General features: G+C 28.7%; 19 protein-coding genes. 15 read left to right on the top strand and 4 right to left on the bottom strand.

Annotated elements, in window-relative coordinates:
- The first annotated feature begins 52 nt into the window (after positions 1-52).
- Complete coding sequence (locus tag J0H68_00635; protein MBN8827197.1) at positions 53-751, top strand: alpha/beta hydrolase; 699 nt, start codon at positions 53-55, stop codon at positions 749-751.
- Here J0H68_00635 and J0H68_00630 read toward each other — a convergent pair.
- Positions 708-1,781, bottom strand: coding sequence for an anhydro-N-acetylmuramic acid kinase (locus tag J0H68_00630; GenBank protein ID MBN8827196.1), 1,074 nt, complete (start codon positions 1,779-1,781; stop codon positions 708-710). The genes J0H68_00635 and J0H68_00630 overlap by 44 nt on opposite strands.
- A 1-nt stretch (position 1,782) precedes the next feature.
- Positions 1,783-2,217: a type II 3-dehydroquinate dehydratase gene (gene aroQ, locus J0H68_00625; protein MBN8827195.1), complete on the bottom strand. Its 435-nt coding sequence runs from the start codon at positions 2,215-2,217 to the stop codon at positions 1,783-1,785.
- Between the two features lie 54 nt (positions 2,218-2,271).
- Between aroQ and J0H68_00620 the strand changes: the two genes are divergently transcribed.
- Positions 2,272-3,696, top strand: coding sequence for a glycosyltransferase family 39 protein (locus J0H68_00620; GenBank protein MBN8827194.1), 1,425 nt, complete (start codon positions 2,272-2,274; stop codon positions 3,694-3,696).
- On the top strand, positions 3,668-4,327 hold the full coding sequence (locus tag J0H68_00615) for a phosphatase PAP2 family protein (GenBank protein MBN8827193.1): 660 nt from the start codon (positions 3,668-3,670) through the stop codon (positions 4,325-4,327). The genes J0H68_00620 and J0H68_00615 overlap by 29 nt, the downstream gene beginning before the upstream one ends.
- Here J0H68_00615 and J0H68_00610 read toward each other — a convergent pair.
- Complete coding sequence (locus tag J0H68_00610) at positions 4,317-5,591, bottom strand: hypothetical protein (GenBank protein MBN8827192.1); 1,275 nt, start codon at positions 5,589-5,591, stop codon at positions 4,317-4,319. The genes J0H68_00615 and J0H68_00610 overlap by 11 nt on opposite strands.
- 152 nt (positions 5,592-5,743) lie before the next feature.
- A complete protein-coding gene (locus J0H68_00605) occupies positions 5,744-6,619 on the bottom strand; it encodes a hypothetical protein (GenBank protein ID MBN8827191.1) in 876 nt (291 codons plus the stop codon).
- A 254-nt stretch (positions 6,620-6,873) separates the two neighbouring features.
- On the opposite strand from J0H68_00605, the gene J0H68_00600 reads away from it, so the two are divergent.
- From J0H68_00600 to J0H68_00545, 12 genes are all read left to right on the top strand, one after another.
- Positions 6,874-8,121, top strand: a complete 1,248-nt coding sequence (locus tag J0H68_00600) for a lipoprotein-releasing ABC transporter permease subunit (GenBank protein ID MBN8827190.1) — start codon at positions 6,874-6,876, stop codon at positions 8,119-8,121.
- A complete protein-coding gene (locus J0H68_00595) occupies positions 8,114-8,797 on the top strand; it encodes an ABC transporter ATP-binding protein (protein ID MBN8827189.1) in 684 nt (227 codons plus the stop codon). Before J0H68_00600 ends, J0H68_00595 begins: the two co-directional genes overlap by 8 nt.
- The gene (locus J0H68_00590) at positions 8,794-9,381 is read left to right on the top strand and encodes a hypothetical protein (GenBank protein ID MBN8827188.1); all 588 of its coding nucleotides are present in this window, start codon (positions 8,794-8,796) and stop codon (positions 9,379-9,381) included. Before J0H68_00595 ends, J0H68_00590 begins: the two co-directional genes overlap by 4 nt.
- Positions 9,382-9,397: 16 nt before the next feature.
- Positions 9,398-9,850: a 23S rRNA (pseudouridine(1915)-N(3))-methyltransferase RlmH gene (locus J0H68_00585; protein ID MBN8827187.1), complete on the top strand. Its 453-nt coding sequence runs from the start codon at positions 9,398-9,400 to the stop codon at positions 9,848-9,850.
- Positions 9,851-9,862: 12 nt separating this feature from the next.
- Positions 9,863-10,561: a phosphate signaling complex protein PhoU gene (gene phoU, locus J0H68_00580; protein ID MBN8827186.1), complete on the top strand. Its 699-nt coding sequence runs from the start codon at positions 9,863-9,865 to the stop codon at positions 10,559-10,561.
- Positions 10,561-12,090: a 2,3-bisphosphoglycerate-independent phosphoglycerate mutase gene (locus J0H68_00575; GenBank protein ID MBN8827185.1), complete on the top strand. Its 1,530-nt coding sequence runs from the start codon at positions 10,561-10,563 to the stop codon at positions 12,088-12,090. The genes phoU and J0H68_00575 overlap by 1 nt, the downstream gene beginning before the upstream one ends.
- A gap of 8 nt (positions 12,091-12,098) precedes the next feature.
- Positions 12,099-12,824, top strand: a complete 726-nt coding sequence (lepB, locus tag J0H68_00570; protein MBN8827184.1) for a signal peptidase I — start codon at positions 12,099-12,101, stop codon at positions 12,822-12,824.
- A gap of 6 nt (positions 12,825-12,830) precedes the next feature.
- Positions 12,831-13,526, top strand: coding sequence for a ribonuclease III (rnc, locus tag J0H68_00565; GenBank protein MBN8827183.1), 696 nt, complete (start codon positions 12,831-12,833; stop codon positions 13,524-13,526).
- Between the two features lie 103 nt (positions 13,527-13,629).
- Positions 13,630-14,496 (top strand): GTPase Era, encoded by an 867-nt coding sequence (era, locus tag J0H68_00560; GenBank protein ID MBN8827182.1) that lies wholly within the window; start codon positions 13,630-13,632, stop codon positions 14,494-14,496.
- Positions 14,497-14,942: 446 nt separating this feature from the next.
- Positions 14,943-15,956: a tRNA (adenosine(37)-N6)-threonylcarbamoyltransferase complex transferase subunit TsaD gene (gene tsaD / locus J0H68_00555; GenBank protein ID MBN8827181.1), complete on the top strand. Its 1,014-nt coding sequence runs from the start codon at positions 14,943-14,945 to the stop codon at positions 15,954-15,956.
- 81 nt (positions 15,957-16,037) lie between these two features.
- Entirely contained in the window at positions 16,038-16,742 is a 705-nt protein-coding gene (locus tag J0H68_00550) for a virB8 family protein (GenBank protein MBN8827180.1), read from the top strand.
- Entirely contained in the window at positions 16,714-17,160 is a 447-nt protein-coding gene (locus tag J0H68_00545) for a TrbG/VirB9 family P-type conjugative transfer protein (protein MBN8827179.1), read from the top strand. The genes J0H68_00550 and J0H68_00545 overlap by 29 nt, the downstream gene beginning before the upstream one ends.
- Positions 17,161-17,168 lie beyond the last annotated feature (8 nt).

Below are 17,168 nucleotides of genomic sequence, written 5' to 3'. Positions count from 1 at the left end.
GGTAACATATAATAACCCACTATTTTAGTCAAGTATTAGGAGCAAAATATTTATGTCGGAAGTAATAATAAGTAGTCCGGAAGGAAGAATTGAAGGTAAATATAACCATAGTGCAGAACCAAATGCACCGACAGCATTAATTTTGCACCCTCATCCGTTACATGGTGGTACCATGAATAATAAGGTTGTTTATAATGTTTACCATACCTTTGTAAGAAACGGTTTTTCTACATTACGTATTAATTTCCGTGGCGTTGGTAAATCGAGCGGCACATTTGATAATGGAGTTGGAGAACTTATTGATGCTGCAATTGCATTAGATTGGTTACAATTACAAAACCCTTCTTCAAATAATTTTTGGATTGCAGGTTTTTCATTTGGGGCTTGGATCGCTATGCAATTACTTATGCGTAGACCAGAAATTCATGGATTCGTAGCAGTTTCTCCTCCAGCAAATTTATACGACTTTTCATTTCTTTCTCCTTGCCCTTCTTCAGGACTTGTAGTAGGAGCTGAAAAGGATTCAGTAGCTCCTGAGGAATCAATAAGTAAACTTTTATCTAAAATCTCTAAACAAAAGAATACTGAAATTGATTATCAAGTAATTCCAGGCGCCGATCATTTTTACAGATTGACCATGGATGATTTAGTAAAATCTATCGATGATTATATTAAGAAAAGATTTTCAGAAATCCAAGATCATACTATTACCAAGGTTGATAGAAGGCGCCGCCGCCAACCGGTTGAGTAACCCCAGTAGTAGTTGGATAAGTATATTCCAAGCCATTTTTAATACGCGCAGCAATAAAACCTATTGCTTGCGCTTCAATGGCATCACCATTTAAGTTATAACTATCGATATTTTCTACATTAATTGAGGTTAAAGCTTCAATTCGTTCCATCATAAATTTATTTTTCCTACCACCACCACAGGTAATAATTCTAGCTGGTTTATTAGGAAGTAAATTTATAGCTTTTTCAATTGTTAAAGCAGTGAATTCAGTTAAAACAGCAATTAACGATTCTCCATTTAATTCTGTATTTTTAACTAAATTATGCCAATGTTCACGATCTAAAGATTTAGGATAAGATTTATAAAAATATTCATCATCAAGCCAGGAAGTCAATTCAGGGATTTGCATATTTAAAAACCCTGCTGATCTTGCTATTTTTCCTTCATTATCATAAGGCTTATTAAAAAATTTTAAAATATAATCATCAATTAAAGCAGAGCCCGGCCCTGTATCAAAAGCTATAATATTTTCATCATCAATATAAGTTAAATTAGCAACTCCACCAATATTTAACACACAAAACGGTTCTTTAATTTGTTTTTTAAATAATGCTTTATGATACACTGGAACAATTGGCGCACCCTGTCCACCTAACGCCATATCAAATCTTCTAAGATCTGCTATTACTCCTATTTTAGTTTTTGCAGCAATCAAGGAAGGATTACCTATTTGAAGGGTGAGACTATCTCTAGGAATATGTATTATAGTCTGCCCGTGAAACCCAATTAAATCTATTTCACGTTTTTCTTGAATCTTATAATCAATAATTGCTTTAACATAAAACTCTGAAATTTCTTTTTCTAGACACAACAATTCTTTTATTGATAAATTCTGACATTTTAAAGTTTGTTTAATAGATTCTGGATATTCATAAAGTCTATAATTACCCAATTCAAAAATTTGTTCACCATCCGTTTCAATGAAAGCCAGATCAACTCCATCGAAAGAGGTACCACTCATCGTACCTAATATTTTAAATTTTTGCATATTATTCTACTAATTCTAAAACTGCGTGGAGAGCCAATATATAACTATTAGCTCCAAAACCTGAAATCACTCCTGTTGCTGCACGTGATACAAGTGATTTTCTTCTAAACTTTTCACGCTTATAAATATTTGTAATATGCACTTCAATAATTGGCTTTGTTAGCATTAATAAAGCATCAAGAATGGCTATAGATGTATGAGTAAAACCAGCGGCATTTATGATTAAAGCATCAAATTTTTCTGATTCTTGAATCCATTCAATTATCTCACCTTCATTATTTGATTGACGAAAATCAATAATTAAATTATGCACACTACCAAAATCATGGCAATTTTGCTCAATATCAAAAATTGTGTTAAAACCATAAACTTCTGGATTTCTAGTTCCAAGCATATTAAGATTTGGACCGTTGATTATTAAAACTTTAGCGCTCATTCTATTGCTCTTTTGTTTATTTATTTAATTTAAGTATTATTAATATTAAGTTTTATGCAAGCTCTAAAAATTAATTCGAATAAATTTATTTTATTATTTAGTATTCTTTTAATAATTTTACGTCTCATTTTTTTATATTTTACTGATTTAAATTTATATGCAGACGAAGCTCAATATTACTTTTGGTCATTATCTCCAGATTTTGGCTATTATTCAAAACCACCATTAATTGCCTGGATAATTTGGCTAAGTACTAACATATTTGGAAGTAATGAATTTGGGGTTAGATTTTTTGCACCTGTAATTCACTTTTTAACAGCTTGGATAATATACTTAACCCATAAAGAAATTGATAAAAACGCAATTTATTCTTTTTTTATTTATCTTACACTCCCTGCAATCTGCGTTTCCTCAGTAGTAATTTCAACTGATGTATTATTGCTTTTATTTTGGGCTTTAGGAACTTATATTCTTTTAAAAAATTTTGAGCAACCAACAATTTCATTAACAATACTTTTAGGTATTACTATAGGATTTGCTTTACTAAGCAAATATAATGCTGGTCTTTTTTATATTGGATATTTTATATTCATTCTTACTTTAGAAAAAAAAGATTTACTTAAAAATTTTAAGCATTTAGTTATTTCAGGAATAGTTTCTTTAATTACTTTCGCACCAAATTTGTGGTGGAATTATAACAATCACTTTGCAAGCTTTAAACATACTAAAGATATTAGTAAACTTGATAGGGCTTTTATATACCCAAATAAATTTTTTGAATTTTTTCTAGGTCAATCACTAATTATTGGCCCAATACTTTTTATATGTTTTCTATTACTCTTTCTCAATAAAGACTTTATTCGTAATGTAAAAAACAATCCTAAATATAGGTTATTATTTATAATATCAATTACGTTTTTATTATTTATATCTTTATTAAGTCTGATTTCCGGAGCAAATATAAATTGGGCAGCTCCTTCATTTATTGGCTTTATAATTTTAATTTCTATAATATTTAATAAAACTAATAAAAAACTTTTAAATTCTGGCGTTTTATTCAATGTTTTTATAATTACCGTTTGGTTTGGAATAAACCTTTTACCAATTTCCACTCAATCCCCACTTTATCGTATCAAGGGATGGAATAATTTCGGTAAAGAAGTTCATGAACTTTATAATAAATATGAAAAACCATTCGTACTAATAGATGAAAGAAAATTACTTTCATGGTGCTTATATTATTGCAATATTCCGCACCAGCAAATTTTAAAATTATCCGCTAAAAGTGAGATTAAAGATCATTATGATCTTACCAAAAAAGCCTATGGCGAGTATAATAATGCAATTATAATTTCAAAAAATTGTGATATGAAAGAGAGCAATGTACAATTATTAAAAGAAATCACTCCTTTAGCTAATCATATAAAATCACCAAAAATATGCGCTTATCATGCCAAATTATTTAAAACTCATAATTAATTGCTTATTAGTAATAATAAGCTTACTTTTAATTTTTTACCCTGAAATAGATTTATTTATTGCAAATTATGTTTATGAAAAAGAGCAAGGGTTTTATTTAAAAAATCACCCCGTAGCTTTATTTTTTCATAAATTAGTTCCGGTACTTTCTTACATAGTAATAGCGACTTTACTAGTTAGTATAATTTATTTTTTTCTTAAAAAGAATGAGTATTTATATAAAGCATTATATTTAACTATTTGTATGGCATTAGGACCAGGTTTAATAGTTAATACTGCCCTTAAAGAAAATATGGGAAGACCAAGACCAAACCAAATCATAACATTTGGGGGTGAAAAAAACTTTATGCCAGCTTGGCATTATTCTAACGAATGTAAAAATAATTGCTCCTTTGTTTCAGGTCATGCTTCAATGGGATTTTATTTCACAGCTTTAAGTTTCATTTCACCTAGCCTTCGCGTATCAGGAATGGTTATAGGTATATTACTTGGAATTATTTTTGGTATTGGAAGAATTGCACAAGGTGGGCATTTTGTAAGTGATGTATTCTTTAGTGGTTTAGTAGTAATTTTGACTAACATAATTGTCTATGTTATTTTTAAGAAAAAAATTAAAAATTTTACTTCTTAGATGTTACCGTATTTGTATGAATAGAAATAGTAGTTAAATTTCTAAATTCACCTTGAGCTATTACCCCTGATACATTAACCTTATTAACAGCTCTTAAGTTACCTGTTTTAACATCATTTGAATCATATTGAATAAACACTTCTTTTTCTTTCTGATGTTTTTGCAATTCTATTAAAGAATCATTTTTAATTTTAATTATTTCTTTATCTTTAGAAAAATATAAGTCAATTGCTTTTGGAAATGAAGGAGAATTCTTTACAGCAAAAGTTATTATTAACTTTATTCTTAATAAATAATCTTCTTTATTTTCTTTATTTATTGAATAATTATAAAATGCTTTAATTATATTTAAAGCGGTTTCAATGGAAAATGGTATTTTTTTACTAATTAATTCATCACTATATTCTGAAGCTTCTTTATATTCTTTTATTGAACAAGCTAAATTTATTAGATTAACTAACGTTATATTATAATATATATAATAGTGAGGATTAATAAGTTGAGGTACTACAAAATTATATATACTTTTATATAAGTCATATTTTTCTCTTTTATCTTTATTATAATGACAATTTTTTTCAAAATGTAGCGCTTCTATTATTTCTTTAATCTCTAACAATTGCATATCTATATTATTGCTAACGACTTCACCCCAGTACAAAAAAGCATTTTGATAACTTCTATTTTTACATGATAGACTTATTAATTTTACTAAGGCTAATCTATAAATATATTGCGCATTATAACTGGTTTGATTATTTTTAAAAAAGTTATACAAATAATGATATAATGCAAATATTTCTTCAGGACTATTTTTTAAAGATTTATTTACTAAATTTAAGATAGGTATAATAAAAGATTCATCTTCTGGATATTGTAAAATTATTGAGTACCCGACATTTTTAAATAAAGCTGCGGTTATATTAAATTCTTTACAATACGCTTTAAATAGATAAAAAAAATCTAATTTATCTTTTTTTTCCTTAAATAAAATCTCGTAATATTTTTTATGTTTGCTCGTTTCATAACTTCCGTAAGTGAAAGAGGTTTTATTTTTAAGATCTACCCCCTTACTTATCAAATAACTTTTAGCAAAACTTTGACCTTGAAAGCGTTTTATATATGTTACTTCTATGGCTTCTAGCGCTTCAAACAAATTTTTAAAAACTTTTAATTGAGTATGTTTTTTTATTAAATTATAGATTATTTCTATTTCGAAAATAAAGCCTTGAATTGTTTTTTCTTTATTGGATGAAAGTGACATTAAAAACACCCCTATTTTTAATATTACTTTATCATGAGGTATTTAACAAATACTTAATGTAGCAATGATTTTATAATCTTATATCTTTAAATCAAAAAAGTGGAGTAATAAAGCTCAAATAGTTTCGAAAGATACTTGAGCTTTATATAAATTTAAAGCTGAGGACCTTGATTATATTTTTTAGAATCTTCTAGATCTTTTATTTTATCTTGAAGTTCATTATATTTATCACACTTTACTTTAAAGCTTTCGTAATTAATTTGAGCTTTCGCCACAGATATTTTTATTTCAAGTAAAAATTCTTGAGCTTCCTTAAGCTCCATATTTAAAATTGTAGGTAATTTACTTAATATATCTTTCATATAAAGTAAATTATACTCGCCTACATCTTCTAGGTTAGATATAGCCTTTCTTTCCTCATCATTTAATTCTTTTAAGATATATGCTGCGGGGTTTGTTAAATATTTTTTATACAACTTTGATTGTTCAATTAGTAAGCTAGAAAGTTGCTCTGTTAACTCATTAAAATTTTCCACTGTTGACTGAAATATTTCCAAGTATTTATTCGTAATATTATCATTCTCTGTAACAGCATTTTGAGAAATATGCACTTCTTCATTTTCTTCAGCTAAAGAAATTATCGGTATATTCTTTTTTGATTTATTAGCATCTGCACTTTCTATTGCGTTATTTATTTCTTTTAAAAACAGCGAATAACGAGCTAAAAAGGAAAACCACATTTCATAAAATGATGAATTAATTTCATCACGTAAACATTCTTTTTGATTATCAATATTTTCTGAGCTACTGCCAGCCCCAACATCACCAAAATATACGGTAGTAAAATAATCAAGATTTGTTATAAGAAATTTATATTCATTACACGTTAATAATTTGTTACTTATAAATTTATCCCATACTTTTTCTACGGTTCCTTCATCAAAAGTAATATCAATTCCGCCATTTACTTCTAAAACTACTTTATTCTTTGCCTCACAACCTGCGCGGTAAGTTTTTTCTAAACTCATTTATAAATTCCTATATAAATTTTACCACTAAAATAGTATTAAATAATAGTAAAAGTCAATATGTTTACTAACTATTTATTAACTATTGCTATAACTTATTGATTTATAAAGAAAAATTATATTATAAAAACTTTTTAACGTTAAACTAATTTTAAAAATATTTAATTTTAACAGGCTTGATCTTTTAGCAAATACTGGTATTTTATTAATAATATTAACCTTTATATAACATTTTTGTTAATTTTTTAAATCCAATGAATATTAAATTAGAATTAAAAATTGCTTTACGCTACTTACATAGCAAACACAAAAGTGGATTTATTTCCATAACTTCAGCTTTTGCTACTATTGGAATATTACTGGGCGTAGCAACTTTAATAGTAGTTATGTCTGTAATGAATGGTTATAGAGATGAACTTACAAGAATTACTTTGGGAGTTGCAGGGCACGTTACTGTAAAAGGTAGCCAGTCAGGCATTAGTTACCCACAGGAAGTGATTAACCAAATTAAAGAAATAAAAGAAATTACTAAAATTACTCCGCTTATCGAAAAACAAGTAATGATGCTTAATACAGGAAATTCTGCAGGGGCATTAATACGTGGAATTTCAAATGAAGATCTTAAAACTAAAAATCAAATCTATAATAATATAGTTCAAGGAAATATTAAAGACTATTTAACTGATGAAAATTCTTTATTATTAGGAGAAAATTTAGCTCAAAGTATTGGCGTTGAGCCAGGTGATGAAGTAAAAATAGTAACTACTAATAGTATCCCCACTGTTTTAGGAAGAGTACCAAGATTTAAAACATTTAAAGTGGCGGCAATATTTCGCTCAGGGTCATATTTATATGATAACGTTCTTGCATTTATGCAAATGGACAGCGCCCAGCTTCTTTTTCAAATGCCCGGCAAAATTAGTAATTTAGAATTAATGATTACTGACCCAACAAATAGCGATAAAATGACAAAAATTATTGCTAAAAAAATTAATAGAAGATACAGCGTAGAAGATTGGAAATATCAGAATTCTCAAATTCTTTCAGCCTTAGAAATTGAAAGAGCTGTTATGTTTTTAATTCTAACTTTAATAATTATTGTCGCTGCCTTTAATATTATTTCAAGCCTATATATGCTTGTTTATGACAAAAAATATGATATAGCGGTTTTAAGAACAATTGGCGCACCTAAATCAATGATTATAAGAATATTTGTTTACATGGGGACCATACTCGGTTTTGGAGGTACTACTTTTGGGGTAATAACTGGAGTATTATTCGCTAAAAATATTGAGCGCGTAAGAAGGTTTTTAGAATCTATAACTTCCACCGACCTTTTTGATCCTGTAGTATATTATTTACATAATCTTCCAGCTAAGGTTGATTATGGCGATGTTAGAAAAATAATTATTGTAGCTTTAATTTTATGTATTACAGCTACAATTTTCCCTGCACTCAAAGCTGCAAATGTCAACCCTGCGGAGGCATTAAGAAATGAGTAAAACACTAACATTAAAAAATATATACAAAACTTATCTTCAGGCAGGTGAAATCAAAATCAATGTATTAAATAATATTACCTTTGAGCTTAACGCGGGTGAAATGATTGCACTTGTTGGACCATCTGGCTGCGGCAAAACTACTTTACTCCAAATTGCAGGATTGTTGGACACTGCGGATAGTGGCGAGATAATAATAGATAATGTTATTTGTAATGAAATAAGCGATAATATCAAAACCAATATTCGAGCTGAAAAATTGGGATTTGTATATCAATTCCATAATCTTTTAAAAGACTTTACTGTTTTAGAAAATGTTATGATGGCTTCTCTGTTAAATAATGTAAGCCCAAATAATGCTAAGGAAAAAGCGGTAAATATTTTAGAACAAGTTGGCTTAAGCCATAGAATCACTCATTATCCTAGTCAAATCTCTGGTGGAGAACAACAACGTGTTGCTGTTGCTCGCGCTCTTGTACATAATCCAAAAATCTTACTTGCCGATGAACCTACAGGTAATCTCGACCCTCAAACTGCTGAAAATGTATTTCAAATAATGCGTTCGACACTAAATAAAAATAATACTTCGGCAATTATTGTTACCCATAACGTTGAGCTTGCAAATAAATTGGATAGAAAATTTTCTATTACTAACGGTAAATTAGAAGAAATAATATGAGAATATTATATAACTTACTTTTAGTAATATTAGTTACTGCTATTAACATTGCTTATGCAGAAACTAAACAAGCTCCTTTTGATGTTTTATTTCATGGTTCTAATACTCGCAAAATAGAGGTTATTAAACCACAATCACATTATGTAAGAGATGAAAAAGAGGGTGCTGTTATTTTCGCTACTCCTTCTTTAAAACTAGCTAGCTGTTTTTTATTTCGTTGGGATGATTCTTGGGTTCACCAATTCATTCAATCCTATGAAGAAAATAAAGATTTCGATGTATATTTAATAATTTCAGATTTAGAAAAATTTTATAAAGCGGATAAAGGTGGAGCAATCTATTTACTTCCCGCTAAAGATTTTTATTACGATGAGAATAAAGGGCTAGGAATTTATGAATGGACAACTAATATTCCTGTAGTTCCATTAGATCAGCTAAATTTCTCTTCAACACTAAAAACTATGCAAAAATTTGGAGTTAAAATTTATTTTTTAGATAAAAAATATTTTAAAAAACTTCCTGAATTAGAGGGGAAAGAAAAAATTGAGTTTATAGAACGTAAAGGTAAAAATCTTTCTAAATAAAAATAAATTTAAAAAAATGAATATATATATTAATTGCATAGGTAAAATTAATAAAAAATCTTCAGAATATTTTTTAATTGAAGAATATACGAAGAGACTTAAGTGGAATATTAAAATAAATGAATTTAATGACGAAACTAAAGAAAAAGAGGCAAAAAATTTATTAGAAGCAATACCTAATAATTCTTTAATTATTGCTCTTGATGAAATTGGCAAGGAGCTTACAAGTAAAGAATTTGCAAACTATTTAAATGAAAAACAAATGAGTTATAATAATATAAGCTTTCTAATAGGGGGAGCAGACGGTTTAAGTCAAACAATAATTGATAAATCGCATTTTGTTTTATCATTAAGCAAAATGACTTGGCCACATAAAATTGTTCGCATATTGCTTGCAGAACAGCTTTACAGAGCTTATAGTATTTTACATAATCACCCATACCATCGTGGAAATAACAATAGAGTTTAGGCGGAGCAATTTGTGGTAAAACATACTGTACATTCATATGATCATGATCTTGATCTTTTAGTGAATGCAATGAATGAAATGATGAATCACGTTCATGAAGAATTAGTAATAGCAGGAAATAATTGGCAAACGCCTACAGTAGAAGCAGTAACTGAAGCAAGAGAAATAGATAAAACAGTTAATAAATTAGATACACAAATTGAACAAAGAGCAACTAATCTTTTAGCTCTCAGACAACCTATGGGAATAGATTTAAGATTTATAGTTTCTGCATTAAAATTAATTATTACTATTGAAAGAATGGGCGATTTAGCTAAAAACACTGCTAAAAGAGCTTGTAATTACGCAAGACAAATCGATGCTGATCTATTAAATGATTTTGAAAATTTAATGAAAAAAATTATCAGTATGCATGAAAGCATAAGCCAGAATTTAAATTTAAAAAAAGAAAACGTACCTTACAACCAAATCTGTGAATTCGATGATGAAGTTGATATGATCACAAGATTAATTATTCAAAAAATTGAAGATAAAATGGTTGCATGTACCGATAAGTCAAGTATAGAAATATACATGAATTTTATATTTACAATAAAAAATATTGAACGTGTAGGTGATTGTATTACTAAAATAGCCCGTATATGTCATTATATTAAAACTGGCGAAAGGTTAGGTAAACATCAGTATAGAGTTAGAGTAGAGGAACATTAATGCAAAAAGTTTTGTTATGCATTTTAGATGGATTTGGGCATAATCATTCTACTCAAAATAATGCTATTCATTCAGCAAACACTCCATATTTTGATTATTTATTTTCAAACTTTCCTCATTCAGTTCTTGAAACTTCAGGCTTAGCTGTAGGTTTACCTGAAGGTCAAATGGGAAATTCAGAAGTTGGTCATATGAGCATTGGAAGTGGAAGAATAATATTACAAGATCTTCCTAGAATAGACCAAGCTATAGAAAATAATGAATTAAAAACAAATAAAGCAATTGAGGAATTAGTTAGTAAATTAAAAATTACTAATGGTACCTGCCACTTAATAGGTTTACTCTCAGATGGAGGAGTTCACTCTCATCAAAATCACATTATTTATTTAGCGAAACTACTTTCAGAAAAAGGTATTAAAGTAAATATTCATGCTTTTTTAGATGGACGAGATACTTCCCCTCAAAGCGCTACAAAATATGTTGAGATTTTATTAAATGAAATTCGTGAATTACCTAACATACAACTTTCAAGCATTATGGGAAGATTCTATGGAATGGACCGCGATAAAAGATGGGAAAGAATACAAGCAGCCTATGACTGCATAGTCTCAGCTCATGCTAAAAAGAGTAATAATTTTTTACATGAAATAAAAGAAAGCTACTTAAATGGTATTTTTGATGAATTCATTGTTCCAACTGTACATGAAAGTTATGTAGGAATGAACGATAACGATGCCATTCTAATGTGTAATTTTAGAGCTGACCGAGTAAGACAAATATTAAAAGCTTTGCTTGAACCTGAATTTGATAATTTTCCACGAAGTAAACAAATTAAATTTTCTATTGCAGTCGGAATGATGGAATATTCTGATAAGCTTTCAAAATTAATGAATACAATTTTTGAAAATATACCTATTAATAATACTATTTCAGAAATAGTGTCAACGAATGGAATAAAGCAGTTAAGAATTGCAGAGACAGAGAAATATGCTCATGTAACTTTCTTTTTTAATGGTGGAATTGAAGCACCGGTATATGGAGAAACTAGAGCTTTGATACCTTCCCCTCAAGTTATGACCTATGATCAATGTCCTGAAATGTCGGCTTTTGAGTTAACTGACAGACTTATAGATGAGATTGAAAAAGATGAATATGGGTTTATTGTAGTAAATTATGCTAACGGTGATATGGTTGGTCATTCTGGTAATTTCGAAGCTTCTGTAAAAGCTGTTGAAGTATTAGACAATTGCCTTTCTCAAGTAATATCTAAAGCTTTAAAAAAAGATTATGTAATCTTAATTACTGCCGATCATGGCAATGTAGAGCAAATGGAGAATAACGGGTTACCTCATACAGCTCACACATTAAATCCTGTACCTTTTATTGTTATTTCAGAAAACACTAAATATCACAATATACAATTAAACAATGGTAGATTATGCGATATTGCTCCAACCATTTTAAAATTTATGGGTATACAACAACCATCAGACATGACAGGAAAATCATTGATTACTGAACAATTCTAGGAAACAAAATGACAAAAAAAAATAATAATAATTTTCGTAAAGTATTAATTGAAAATCTCAATTCATTACTTTTTGCTTTAATTGCAGCTACACTTATTCGATCATTTGCTTATGAACCATTTAGAATACCTTCAAGCTCAATGAAACCAACTTTGCTTATCGGGGATTTTTTATTTGTAAATAAATATATTTATGGCTTTAGCAAACATTCTCTTCCTTTTTCACCTAATTTATGGGATGGAAGAGTGTTAAAGTTTGGCAAGCCAAAAAGAGGAGATATCGTTGTTTTTCACAAAAAAAATGATGATTCTACCTATTATATAAAAAGAATCGTAGGTCTTCCAGGCGATAAAATTCAAATGCGCGGTGGCGTTTTATTTATTAATAATAATCCCGTCCCAAAAAGATTTGAGGATGTGTATTCAGATGAAGAATATAAAAACGTTGCAAAATTTATTGAAAAAATTGATGGAAAAGAGTTTTATGTTTTGGATGTCTATGAAAACGGAGCTTTAGATAATACTGAAAAATATAACGTTCCTGAAAACCATTATTTTATGATGGGTGACAATCGTGACTTTTCAAATGATAGCAGATTAGATATTGGCTTCGTACCTGAGGAAAATATTGTAGGTAGAGCTGATGTAATATTTTTCTCAATTTCAGATTCGTTTTTGAAATTTTGGGAATGGCCAAATAGTATTAGAATAAATAGAATATTGAATTTATTATAATTTTTTATGAAATCGGATATACAAAAAATACATAAGTGGTGCAATGAAGTATTAAAATACCAATTTAAAAATGATCAATTAATCATTAAAGCACTTACCCATCCAAGCGTTACTGGTGATAATAAAAAAATTAAAAATTATGAAAGATTAGAATTTCTTGGCGATACGGTACTTTCAATGGTAGTTTCCGAAGTATTAATCACCAAATTTTTAAATGAAAATGAGGGTGACTTAGCAAGAAGAAGAGCTGCATTAGTATGTAGCGAATCATTATATAAAGTAGCTTTAAAAATCAATTTAAACGAGCAAATATTATTATCTAATGGTGAAGAATCTCAAGGTGGAAAAAATAAGCCTAATAATTTAGAAAATTGTTTTGAAGCTGTAATAGGTGCGATATACTTAGATGGTGGTGTTGAAGTTGCTAAAAAATTTATTCTAGAATGTTATGATGATATGTTTGATAACATGCAATCTCCACCTAAAGATCCTAAAAGTAAACTTCAGGAATGGACACAACAAAATGGTAAAAAAATTCCTTTATATATAATTAAAGAAAAAACGGGTCCTGGTCACTCGCCAATTTTTTTAATTCAGCTTGAAGTAGAAGGAATAGAACCTATTGTTGTTTCAGCGGGCTCACGAAAAGCAGGAGAAAGATTAGCCGCTGAGCAGATGTTAAAAATTTTGAATTTATTATAATGCATTTTAATTTAACCAGGCTTAAACTAAAATTTTAGAAGATAGAAAACCAAAATTTATGAGTAAAACACATAAATTCTTATTAGTGTAAAGGGTAAAGGGTATGACTAGATTTGGAACAGTAGCATTAGTTGGATCACCTAACGCAGGAAAATCAACATTGCTCAATAATTTAATAGGGGAAAAAATATCTATTGTTTCTCCCAAAGTACAAACTACTCGTAGTGTTATACGAGGCATTGCAATATCTAAAGATACGCAAATTGTGTTTTTTGACACTCCAGGTCTTTTTAAGCCTTTCCGGAAATTAGAAAAATCTATTGTAAAAGCTGCGTGGCATGGTCTTCATGAAGCTGATTATATTTTAATGTTATTTGATTCTATTAAAGGAATTACAGATAATGATATTATAATTATTAAAAACCTACAAAACCAAGGAATACCCTGCTCAGCAGTTTTAAATAAAGTTGATAAAGTAGATAAACCAAAATTATTAGAACTTACAAATAAACTTGCTCACTATAGTTTATTTGAAGAAATTTTTATGATTTCTGCTTTAACAGGTGAAAAAGTAAAAGAGCTTAGTGAAATATTATTTGATAAAATGCCTGAAGGTGAATGGCATTTTAGCGAAGATGAAATAACTGATGCTCCATCAAAATTTTTAGCTCAAGAATTTACACGTGAACAAGTATTTCTAAAACTTCATAAAGAAATACCTTATAATGTAGCTGTAGAAACAGAAGCTTGGGAAGAACAGCCCGACGGTTCTTTAAAGATAAATCAAGTGATTTATGTTATGAAACCTAGCCAAAAAGCAATCGTTGTAGGTAAAAGTGGGGAAATGATTAAAACGATTGGTATGGAAGCTAGAAAAAATATCGCCGATCTGCTTGATAAAAAAGTTCACCTATATTTATTTGTAAAAATAAAAGAGAATTGGGTAGATATTCCTGAATTATGCATGTAACGTAAATTTTACTTTTAAATGATAAATACTTATAGATAAGAAATTGTATATAATATAATGATTTCATTATGTGCAAATTTTACTCCTTATTTACATTAAAATTAGCAATTATATTTTTAGTACTTTTATAAATATTCTAACATTTAAACTTAAAAAACTTATATTAATTAATATTCTTAAAAGTCGCTCCATAAATTAGTTATAAATTTCATTAACTATCTATATGGTCTTTTTTTTGCACTAACAAAATCTAATTTTTTATAAGGCATAACCACGTATTTCAGTTAATTTTTATAATTTTGATTTAATAAATCAGATATTAATTAAAATAAAATTAATACATTTTAGCAACACTCGGATTCAAATTACTTGTTTAGTTAAACAATTAATTTTACAATTTTAAGTGATTTTTGTATGTTATACGAAAGCTAGCTTATATGGAAATTATGTATATTTTAGGAATCGAGACAAGTTGTGATGAGACATCGATAGCTATTGTCGATAATAATAAAAATATTTTATCTCATAAAATTTTATCTCAAATTGAAGAACATACGCCCTTTGGAGGTGTAGTGCCAGAAATTGCTGCTCGCGCTCATATTAATTATCTCCCTAACCTTATAAAAGAAGCTTTATCTGAAGCTCAAATTGATATTAGCAAAATTGATGGAATTGCCGTAACTTCAGGCCCAGGATTAATTGGTGGGCTTCTTGTAGGTTTAATGACAGCAAAAGGAATAGCTGCTTCTTTAAACAAACCCTTAATAGCGGTTAACCATTTAGAAGGCCATGCTTTAACAATTCGTTTAACTGACAAAATAGAATTCCCATACTTATTACTTCTAGTTTCTGGAGGACATTGTCAGATATTAATTGTACATGGTGTGGGTAGTTATACTAAGCTTGGAAGTACAATTGATGATGCAGTTGGTGAAGCCTATGATAAAGTAGCAAAGATGCTACAATTAGGTTATCCCGGCGGACCGGCTGTGGAAAAAGCCGCTCTTAAAGGTAATAAACACGCTTATGTTTTTCCCAAATCAATGGTTGGACGTGATAATTGTGATTTTTCCTTTTCAGGTCTAAAAACTGCAGTAAAAAGAACATTGGATAAAATTGATAATTTAAATGAGCAGATTATAGTAGATTTATGCGCTTCTTTCCAATTTACAGTTGGAGAAATTTTAAAGGATAGAATTAGCAATGCTATAAAATTAGTTAAACAAAATAATATTATTATCGAAAATTTAGTAATTGCAGGTGGTGTAGCTGCAAATAAATATATTATTAGTTGTTTAAAAGAAATTACTGATTCTAATAATTTAACTATAAAATCCCCTCCTATTAAATTATGCACGGATAATGGAGCGATGATTGCATGGGTAGGAGTAGAACGAATGAGCCTAGGATTTACTAATGATTTAGTAACAGAACCTAAAGCAACTTGGCCCCTTATGTAAAAATTTAGTTAAGATTTTAATTTTTGTTGAAAATATTAATTTTTTAATATATTATAAAAATAGTATAAAACTTAGGTGCTTATGGAAGATAAAAATAAAGAAGTTATAAATTTAAAAGGAAATGACGTCGTAAGTGAGGTCAGAAGCTGGTATTATGATCGCTACGCCACTATTCTTGCGCAACGCAATTTATTATTACTTCTTATATTCATTTTAACCATTGGATGTATAATTGGATTGTTATTTATAAAAGAAATAACTTTAACTAGAACTATTAAACCCTTTGTAATTCAAGTTGAAGAAAATACAGGTATTACTACTGTAGTAGATAGTGTTAATAACTCAAACTTTGTTACGAGAAACGAATCTATTAAAAATTATTTCATTGTAAAATATTTACGTGCTCGTGAAACATATAATAATGCGGATTATGAATATAATTATAATACAATAGTAAGGCTCCTTTCTAGCCAAAATGTATATAATTATTTTAGTAAAAGTATAAGAGATAAAGAAAATAGCCCTATAAGTAAATACGGTAATATTGCTACTACAGTATTACAAATAAGGTCTATTCAATATAATGATAAAGGTGATGTGGCGACAGTAAGATTTAAAATACAAGAACAAGGCGCAAAATCCGGGATTTATAACAAGATTGCTACAATACAATTTGAGTTATCAACTATGTCTGTAACAAGAGAAGAAAGTTTTATTAATCCGATTGGCTTTAAAGTAACTTCATATAGGGTTGACGATGAGATATTTGACGATAATAAAAAATAGTATTTTTGCATTTATTGGGCTAATCCTCGCTACATTAAATGCGGAAGCTAGTTACCAAACAGCAAAAGCTGACAGTCGTATAAAAACTTTTGTTTACGATGAAAGTGATATTTATAAAATAGTAGTTCATAAAGGTTTTCAAACCACTATTGAACTTGCTAGAAATGAAGAAATAGAAACAATTTCTCTTGGTAGCCCCTACGCTTGGACAATTACTCCAGTAGGTCGCAGAATATTCATAAAGCCGCACCAAGAAAACATTCATACCAATTTCTCAATAATTACAGATAAACATACTTATAATTTTGAAGTTTTATCTAAAGAACCTGAGTATGAAATTGATGACCAATTAGCATATGTTGTAAGGTTTTATTATCCAGATATAGATAATAAAATAAAATTCTCTAACGAAGATTAAAGAGGACA

This window comes from Sphingobacteriia bacterium (assembly GCA_017304685.1).
In the GTDB taxonomy this organism is placed as follows: Bacteria; Pseudomonadota; Alphaproteobacteria; order Rickettsiales; family 33-17; genus JAFKLR01.
The sequence above is the reverse complement of the archived record's forward strand: the minus strand, read 5'-3'. Positions and strand labels throughout refer to the sequence as shown.

What these genes read in the sequence shown, in the direction of transcription:
- J0H68_00635 (MBN8827197.1), top strand. Translation starts at nt 53, where the DNA reads ATGTCGGAAGTAATAATAAGTAGTCCGGAAGGAAGAATTGAAGGTAAA.
- J0H68_00630 (MBN8827196.1), bottom strand. Translation starts at nt 1,781, where the DNA reads ATGCAAAAATTTAAAATATTAGGTACGATGAGTGGTACCTCTTTCGAT.
- aroQ (MBN8827195.1), bottom strand. Translation starts at nt 2,217, where the DNA reads ATGAGCGCTAAAGTTTTAATAATCAACGGTCCAAATCTTAATATGCTT.
- J0H68_00620 (MBN8827194.1), top strand. Translation starts at nt 2,272, where the DNA reads ATGCAAGCTCTAAAAATTAATTCGAATAAATTTATTTTATTATTTAGT.
- J0H68_00615 (MBN8827193.1), top strand. Translation starts at nt 3,668, where the DNA reads ATGCCAAATTATTTAAAACTCATAATTAATTGCTTATTAGTAATAATA.
- J0H68_00610 (MBN8827192.1), bottom strand. Translation starts at nt 5,591, where the DNA reads ATGTCACTTTCATCCAATAAAGAAAAAACAATTCAAGGCTTTATTTTC.
- J0H68_00605 (MBN8827191.1), bottom strand. Translation starts at nt 6,619, where the DNA reads ATGAGTTTAGAAAAAACTTACCGCGCAGGTTGTGAGGCAAAGAATAAA.
- J0H68_00600 (MBN8827190.1), top strand. Translation starts at nt 6,874, where the DNA reads ATGAATATTAAATTAGAATTAAAAATTGCTTTACGCTACTTACATAGC.
- J0H68_00595 (MBN8827189.1), top strand. Translation starts at nt 8,114, where the DNA reads ATGAGTAAAACACTAACATTAAAAAATATATACAAAACTTATCTTCAG.
- J0H68_00590 (MBN8827188.1), top strand. Translation starts at nt 8,794, where the DNA reads ATGAGAATATTATATAACTTACTTTTAGTAATATTAGTTACTGCTATT.
- J0H68_00585 (MBN8827187.1), top strand. Translation starts at nt 9,398, where the DNA reads ATGAATATATATATTAATTGCATAGGTAAAATTAATAAAAAATCTTCA.
- J0H68_00575 (MBN8827185.1), top strand. Translation starts at nt 10,561, where the DNA reads ATGCAAAAAGTTTTGTTATGCATTTTAGATGGATTTGGGCATAATCAT.
- lepB (MBN8827184.1), top strand. Translation starts at nt 12,099, where the DNA reads ATGACAAAAAAAAATAATAATAATTTTCGTAAAGTATTAATTGAAAAT.
- rnc (MBN8827183.1), top strand. Translation starts at nt 12,831, where the DNA reads ATGAAATCGGATATACAAAAAATACATAAGTGGTGCAATGAAGTATTA.
- era (MBN8827182.1), top strand. Translation starts at nt 13,630, where the DNA reads ATGACTAGATTTGGAACAGTAGCATTAGTTGGATCACCTAACGCAGGA.
- tsaD (MBN8827181.1), top strand. Translation starts at nt 14,943, where the DNA reads ATGTATATTTTAGGAATCGAGACAAGTTGTGATGAGACATCGATAGCT.
- J0H68_00550 (MBN8827180.1), top strand. Translation starts at nt 16,038, where the DNA reads ATGGAAGATAAAAATAAAGAAGTTATAAATTTAAAAGGAAATGACGTC.
- J0H68_00545 (MBN8827179.1), top strand. Translation starts at nt 16,714, where the DNA reads ATGAGATATTTGACGATAATAAAAAATAGTATTTTTGCATTTATTGGG.